5 protein-coding genes are annotated in these 5500 nt (G+C 72.7%); 4 read left to right on the forward strand and 1 reads right to left on the reverse strand.

The features are described 5' to 3' along the window. The 4 genes from AB0958_RS44355 to AB0958_RS44370 all read left to right on the forward strand — a co-directional run. Positions 1-545, forward strand: a 545-nt coding sequence (locus tag AB0958_RS44355; protein WP_366896166.1) for an acyl carrier protein, incomplete at its 5' end; no start/stop codon positions are given. Next, positions 542-2845: a type I polyketide synthase gene (locus tag AB0958_RS44360; RefSeq protein WP_366896167.1), complete on the forward strand. Its 2304-nt coding sequence runs from the start codon at positions 542-544 to the stop codon at positions 2843-2845. The genes AB0958_RS44355 and AB0958_RS44360, both read left to right, overlap by 4 nt. A gap of 5 nt (positions 2846-2850) precedes the next feature. Further along, a complete protein-coding gene (ccrA, locus tag AB0958_RS44365; RefSeq protein WP_366896168.1) occupies positions 2851-4203 on the forward strand; it encodes a crotonyl-CoA carboxylase/reductase in 1353 nt (450 codons plus the stop codon). 36 nt (positions 4204-4239) lie between these two features. After that, entirely contained in the window at positions 4240-5073 is an 834-nt protein-coding gene (locus AB0958_RS44370) for a methyltransferase domain-containing protein (protein WP_366896169.1), read from the forward strand. Between the two features lie 159 nt (positions 5074-5232). Here AB0958_RS44370 and AB0958_RS44375 read toward each other — a convergent pair. After that, positions 5233-5500 (reverse strand): CoA-transferase (locus AB0958_RS44375; protein ID WP_366896170.1); only part of this gene is annotated, 268 nt, incomplete at its 5' end.

Consider the following 5500-nt stretch of genomic DNA (forward strand, 5'->3'; position numbering starts at 1 on the left):
ACCTCACCACCACCCTCGCCCACGCCCACACCACCGGAACCACCCCCACCTGGACCACCCAACCCACCACCCACCACACCCCCCTCCCCACCTACCCCTTCCAACATCACCACTACTGGCTGGAGTCGAGCACGTCGGTCGCGCCCGCACCCGCGCCCGCCGCCCGGCCGGCCGACGACGCTCCGCCGCCGGCCCGTGACCGGTTCTCCGCCCTGTCCGGGGACGACCTGCTCGACGAGTTGCTGAGCCTGGTCAGGGTGCACGCCGCCGTGGCCCTCGGGCACGATTCGCCGGCGCCCGTCGTCTCGGAGCGGACCTTCCAGGAACTCGGGTTCGAGTCGTTGACGGCGGTCGATCTGCGCAGGCGGCTGGTCGCGGCGACCGGACTGGAACTGCCGGTGAGTGTGGCTTTCGACCATCCGACGCCCTTGCTGCTCGCCGCTCATCTGGCGGAACTGGTCGCCGACCGAGCTGAGTTGACCCATGCTTCCGACGACGAGTTGTTCGCGTTGATCGACGCCGACGGCTCCCAGGAGATGCGATGACCGACGAGGACCGGCTGCGGGAGTACCTGCGCAAGGCGACCACCGCGCTCCAGGAGGAGCGTCGCAAGGTGGCCGAACTCGGCGACCGGCTCGCGGCGGCGGAGCGGGCCCGGGGGCTGGACCCGGTCGTGGTGATCGGTATGGGCTGTCGCTGGCCCGGGGGCATCGACACCCCGGAGGCGCTGTGGCGTGCACTGCTGGCGGAGCGGGACTGTCTGTCCGAGTTCCCGGCCGACCGTGGCTGGGATCCGGTCGGCCTGTACGACCCGGAGCCCGGGGTGTCCGGCCGGTGCAGCGTGCGCGAAGGCGGGTTCCTCACCGAGGCCGGGACCTTCGACGCGGAGTTCTTCGGTTACACCCCGCAGGAAGCCGCCGGTACCGATCCGCAGCAGCGGCTGCTCCTGGAGACGGCGTGGGAGGCCGTCGAGAGCGCCGGGATCGATCCGACGACGCTGGCAGGGTCGCCGACCGGGGTGTTCGTGGGGCTGACCCCGCAGGGGTACGCGGGAACCGGTGGGGGGCGGGACAGGCCGGAGGAGGGCACGGATCATCTGGCCGTCGGCACCCTGCCCAGTGCCGCGTCCGGCCGGATCGCCTACGCGCTCGGGCTGCACGGTCCGGCGCTCACCGTCGACACGGCCTGCTCCTCCTCGTTGTCCGCGCTGCACCTGGCCCGGCGTTCGCTGCTGTCGGGCGAGTGCTCGCTCGCGCTGGCCGCGGGCGTCACCGTGATGGCCGTACCCGACGTGTTTCTGGAACACAGCAGGCTGGGCGCGCTGGCGCGGGACGGCCGTACGAAGCCGTTCTCGGCGCGGGCGGACGGGGGCAACTGGGCCGAGGGCGCAGGGGTGTTGTTGTTGGAGCGGCTGTCCGACGCCGAGCGGTCGGGGCATCCGGTGCTGGCGGTGGTGCGCGGTACCGCGGTGGGCCAGAACGGCACCAGCAACGGGCTGGCCGTACCCAACGGACCGGGGCAGCGCAGGGTGATGGCGACGGCGTTGGCCGATGCCGGACTGTCCGGCTCGGACGTCGACTACGTGGAGGCACACGGTACCGGCACCCCGCTGGGGGATGTCATGGAGGCGGAGGCGATGCTGGCCGTCTACGGCCGCGCACGGTCGCCGGAGCGTCCCTTGCTGTTCGGGTCGGTGAAGTCCAACCTGGGTCATACCCAGTCGGCGGCCGGGATGGCCGGTGTCATGAAGGCGGTGCTCGCCCTCGGGCACGGCACCGTGCCCGCCACCCTGAACAGTGAGCCGCCGCTGGAGACCGTGGCGCGCTGCGGCGGGGTGCTGCGGCCGGTGCCCGCGGCCGTGCCGTGGCCCGTGACGGGACGTCCGGAGCGGGCGGCCGTGACGGCACTGGGCGCGGGCGGCACCAACGGGCACGTCATCCTGGAGCGGGCGGACCGCCCGGCCTGGCCGCCGTCCGGGGCGGCCCGGGACATCCGGCCGCTGCCCTGGCTGCTGTCCGCGCGCACCCCGGCCGCCCTGCGCGGGCAGGCCCGCAAACTGCTGCGCCATCTCGAGGCGCCCCCGGCGCAGTGGGCCGACGCGGACATCGCGCACTCCCTGGCCGTCACCCGCAGCGCCTTCCCGCATCGGACGGCGGTCGTCGGCGGTGACCGGGGACAGTATCTGGCCGGTCTGCGGGCGGTGGCCGACGGTGTGCCGTCGCCATGGGTGCGGTCGGGGACGGCCGCCACCGGCAGGACCGTGCTGGTCTGTGCCGGTCCGCCGGCTTCGGTGCTGCCGTCCTACGGGCAACTGCCCTGGGAGTGGCCTGCGTTCCGGGACGCGGTCGCCGATCTCGACGAGGCCGTGGCCCCGTACACGGACGGGCGGCCGTTGGCGAAGCTGCTGGAACCGCCGGCGTCCGAGCGGGACGGACTGGTGGCCGCTTTCACCCTGATCGTGGCCTATGCCTGGCTGTGGCAGGCCTGCGGGGTCAGTCCCGCCGCAGTGCGCGGCGAGGGGCGGGCCGGGCGCTGGGCCGCCGCCCACCTGCGCGGCGACCACACCCTCGGGGGAGCCCTCGCCGGACTCATCGACGGTGCGCAGGGCCCGCCGTCCGAGCCCTCGGCCGCGCCGGGCCTGATCCCGCTCGCCGCCGTGTCCGACACGCAGCCGGCCTCCTTCGCCCTGCAACTGGGCGCCGCCTTCGTCCGTGGGGTGCCGCTCGACCGGGAAGCGGCGTTCGGCGGGCCCGAGGCGCGCCGCGTCCCGCTTCCGACCTACGCGTTCACCGGGACGCACCACTGGTACGCGCCGCCCACTCCCACGATTCCGGAACAGAGGTGACCCGCATGTCGTTGACCGACGCCGTGCTGTCCGGGGCCTCCCCCGACGACCTGCGGCGCGCCCCCCTCCCCTCGCACTTCACCGCCGCCCACCTGCGCGTCGAGGACGAGGGTGTCTTCGGTGACGCCGAGGACAAGGACGTGCGCCGTACCCTGCACGTCGGCGAGGTCCCGATGCCCGAACTCGCCCCGGACGAGGTGCTGGTCGCCGTGATGGCCAGTTCGATCAACTACAACACCGTCTGGTCGGCGAAGTTCGAACCCCTCTCCACCTTCCGCTTCCTGCGCGCCTACGGCCGTGAGGGCGGCTGGGCGGCCCGGCACGACCAGGACTTCCATGTGCTGGGCTCGGACGCGGCCGGTGTCGTGGTCCGGACGGGTTCCGGTGTGCGGCGCTGGCGCCTCGGGGACCACGTGCTGGTGAACGCGGCCCGGGTGGACGACCAGGAGCCGGCCAACCAGGCGGACGGCATGCTCGGTGAACACCAGCTGGCCTGGGGGTACGAGACGAACTTCGGCGGGCTCGCGCACTTCGCGGTGGCCCGCGCCAGCCAGCTCATCCCCAAGCCCCCGCACCTGACCTGGGAGGAGGCCGCCACGGTGCCGGCCTGCGCGGGGACGGCGTACCGCATGCTGGTCAGCGACCGCGGCGCCCGGATGAAGCAGGGCGACGTCGTGCTGATCTGGGGCGCCTCCGGCGGCCTCGGCGCGTACGCGGCCCAGCTCGTGAAGAACGGTGGCGGGATCGCGGTGGGCGTGGTCGGCTCGGAGGAGAAGGCGGCGGCGGCCCGGAAGCTGGGGTGCGAGGTGGTCGTGAACCGGCAGGAGATCGGCGTCGGCGACGACGCGGGTGACGACCCCGAGGCGACGCTGAAGGCGGGCAAGCGGATCGGGCGGATCGTCCGGGACGCGGTGGGCGCGGATCCCGACATCGTCTTCGAGCACGTGGGCCGGTCCACGTTCGGCATCTCGGTGTTCGTGGTCAAGCGCGGGGGAACGGTCGTCACCTGCGGTTCCAGTACCGGCTATGTCCACCAGTTCGACAACCGCTATCTGTGGATGCGCCTCAAGCGCGTCCTGGGCAGTCATGTCGCCAACCTCCAGGAACAGGTGGAGTGCGCCCGCCTGTTCACGCTCGGCGGGATCGTGCCGGCGCTGTCCTCGCTGTTCCCGCTCGCCGAGGTCGGCGAGGCGACCCGGCTGGTGCAGCTCAACCAGCACATCGGCAAGGTCGGTGTGCTCTGCCTCGCGCCCCGGCCGGGCCTGGGCGTCACCGCGCCCGCGCTCCGTGACCGGATCGGCCCGGACGCCCTCAACCCGCTGCGGGAGTTCGCGGCCCGCCCGGCCGCCGTCGGCTGACCCGTATCCCGTTGTCCCCTCGGAAAGGCAGGACCCATGTCCGACTCCGTCCAGACGCTTCCCGTGCCGGAGGCCGTCGGCAAGCTGTACGACCGGCTCACCGTCACCGCCCTGAACGACGGCACCTTCAACCCGAACATCCACATCGGCTTCTGGGACACCCCGGACTCCGAGGCCACTTTGGAGGAGGCTGTCGACCGGCTCACCGACGTGCTGATCGAGCGGCTTCTGGTGGACGACTCGCACCAGGTCCTGGATCTGGGGTGCGGGGTGGGCGGGCCGGGGCTCCGGGTGGTGCGGCGGACCGGTGCCCGGCTCACCGGGATCAGCATCAGCCAGGAGCAGGTGAAGACCGCCAACCGGCTGGCCGCGGAGGCCGGACTCGCCGACCGGGCGGAGTTCCGGCACGCCGACGCGATGAAACTGCCCTTCGAGGAGGGCTCGTTCGACGCCGTGATGGCCCTGGAGTCGATCATCCACATGCCGGACCGGGAGCAGGTGCTCGGCGAGGTGGCGCGGGTGCTGCGGCCGGGCGGTCGGCTGGTTCTCACGGATGTGTTCGAGCGGGCGCCCAGGAAGGAGACACTGCACCCGTCCATCGGCAAGTTCTGCCGGAACTTCATGGTGACGCTCGCCGACGCCGACGACTATGTGGCCATGCTCCACCGGGCGGGTCTGCGGCTGCGCGGGCTGCTCGACATCACCGAGCACACCATGCAGCGGACCTTCCGCGAACTGGCCCGGCCCACCGCGGCGGACGACCGTCCGGAGGCACTGGGCCAGACCAACCTGCCCGACCTGTTCCGGCCGTCCGACATGGTGGGCGTGGACGAGTTCGGCTGCCTGCTGGTGGCGGCGGTCCGTCCCTGAAACCCGACCGGTGGTGCGGTGGCCTGCGCCGGCCGCCGCACCGCCGTACCGCCGTACCGCCGTACCGCCGTACCGCCAGTCAGCCGGAACCACCGACGTCGAGATCGCAGCCGGAAGGCAGCGCTTGTCACCGTACGGCCTCGGGGCGACGCGAAGACCCTAGGGCAGCGTGATGCCGAGCCGCTCGGCGAGTTCGCCGGCGCTGACGCCGTACGTCTCACGGATCCGTACTCCCGCGGGGCCGACGTCGAAGACGCCGTGGTCGGTGTAGACGCGGCTGACGCAGCCGACACCGGTGAGCGGGTAGCTGCACCGCGGTACGAGCTTGGGCTCCCCGGAGCGGGTGAAGAGGGTCATCATCACGTAGACGTCCTTGGCGCCGATGGCCAGGTCCATGGCGCCGCCGACCGCGGGGATGTCGTCGGGC

The sequence above is a fragment of the Streptomyces sp. NPDC006655 genome, assembly GCF_040703965.1.
In the GTDB taxonomy this organism is placed as follows: domain Bacteria; phylum Actinomycetota; class Actinomycetes; order Streptomycetales; family Streptomycetaceae; genus Streptomyces.

Excerpts from the sequence above, each read along its gene's own strand:
- AB0958_RS44370 (WP_366896169.1), top strand. The coding sequence starts at position 4,240 with ATGTCCGACTCCGTCCAGACGCTTCCCGTGCCGGAGGCCGTCGGCAAG.
- AB0958_RS44360 (WP_366896167.1), top strand. The coding sequence starts at position 542 with ATGACCGACGAGGACCGGCTGCGGGAGTACCTGCGCAAGGCGACCACC.
- ccrA (WP_366896168.1), top strand. The coding sequence starts at position 2,851 with ATGTCGTTGACCGACGCCGTGCTGTCCGGGGCCTCCCCCGACGACCTG.